At 52.7% G+C, this 1,293-nt stretch carries 2 rRNA genes; both read right to left on the reverse strand.

Going from position 1 to position 1,293, the window contains the following annotated elements:
* Positions 1 to 26: 26 nt before the first annotated feature.
* A 5S ribosomal RNA gene (gene rrf / locus CXY73_RS00045) occupies positions 27 to 143 on the reverse strand.
* A gap of 128 nt (positions 144 to 271) precedes the next feature.
* Positions 272 to 1,293: ribosomal RNA gene (locus tag CXY73_RS00050) — 23S ribosomal RNA — on the reverse strand; the annotation flags it as partial.

Consider the following 1,293-nt stretch of genomic DNA (forward strand, 5'->3'; position numbering starts at 1 on the left):
TGGCCTTTCTGGTGTTTCTAAGTTAAGTCCGGCGGTGTCCTACTCTCCCACAGGGTCCCCCCTGCAGTACCATCGGCGCTGAGAGTCTTAGCTTCCGGGTTCGGAATGTGACCGGGCGTTTCCCTCTCGCTATAGCCGCCGAAACATCTTTGCGATGAATCGATTCTATATTATTTAGTTATATAGAGCTCCCCTTGACAAGGAGCGTTGTTCTCGACCGTACATCGAGAACCACATAGTGGACGCTAAAGCAGCTTCTTCAAACTGAAGTGTTATCAAATTATCGGCTTATTAGTACCGGTCAGCTCCATGGGTCTTTAGTCCCCACTTCCACATCCGGCCTATCAACGCAGTAGTCTAGCTGCGAGCCTCTCCCCCGAAGGGATGGAAATCTCATCTCGAAGCCGGCTTCCCGCTTAGATGCTTTCAGCGGTTATCCGTTCCGAACGTAGCTAATCAGCGGTGCTCCTGGCGGAACAACTGACACACCAGAGGTTCGTCCATCCCGGTCCTCTCGTACTAGGGATAGATCTTCTCAAATTTCCTGCGCGCGCAGCGGATAGGGACCGAACTGTCTCACGACGTTCTAAACCCAGCTCGCGTACCGCTTTAATGGGCGAACAGCCCAACCCTTGGGACCTACTCCAGCCCCAGGATGCGACGAGCCGACATCGAGGTGCCAAACCATGCCGTCGATATGGACTCTTGGGCAAGATCAGCCTGTTATCCCCGAGGTACCTTTTATCCGTTGAGCGACAGCGCTTCCACAAGCCACTGCCGGATCACTAGTCCCGACTTTCGTCCCTGCTCGACTTGTCAGTCTTACAGTCAAGCTCCCTTGTGCACTTACACTCGACACCTGATTACCAACCAGGTTGAGGGAACCTTTGGGCGCCTCCGTTACTTTTTAGGAGGCAACCGCCCCAGTTAAACTACCCACCAGGCACTGTCCCTGAACCGGATCACGGTTCGAAGTTAGGTATCCAATATGACCAGAGTGGTATTTCAACAATGACTCCACCTGAACTAGCGTCCAAGCTTCACAGTCTCCCACCTATCCTACACAAGCCACACCGAACACCAATACCAAGCTGTAGTAAAGGTCACGGGGTCTTTCCGTCCTGCTGCGCGTAACGAGCATCTTTACTCGTAATGCAATTTCGCCGAGTTCGCGGTTGAGACAGCTGGGAAGTCGTTACGCCATTCGTGCAGGTCGGAACTTACCCGACAAGGAATTTCGCTACCTTAGGATGGTTATAGTTACCACCGCCGTTTACTGGGGCTTAAATTCTC

This window comes from Cryobacterium sp. Y50 (assembly GCF_002929805.1).
GTDB lineage: Bacteria > Actinomycetota > Actinomycetes > Actinomycetales > Microbacteriaceae > Cryobacterium.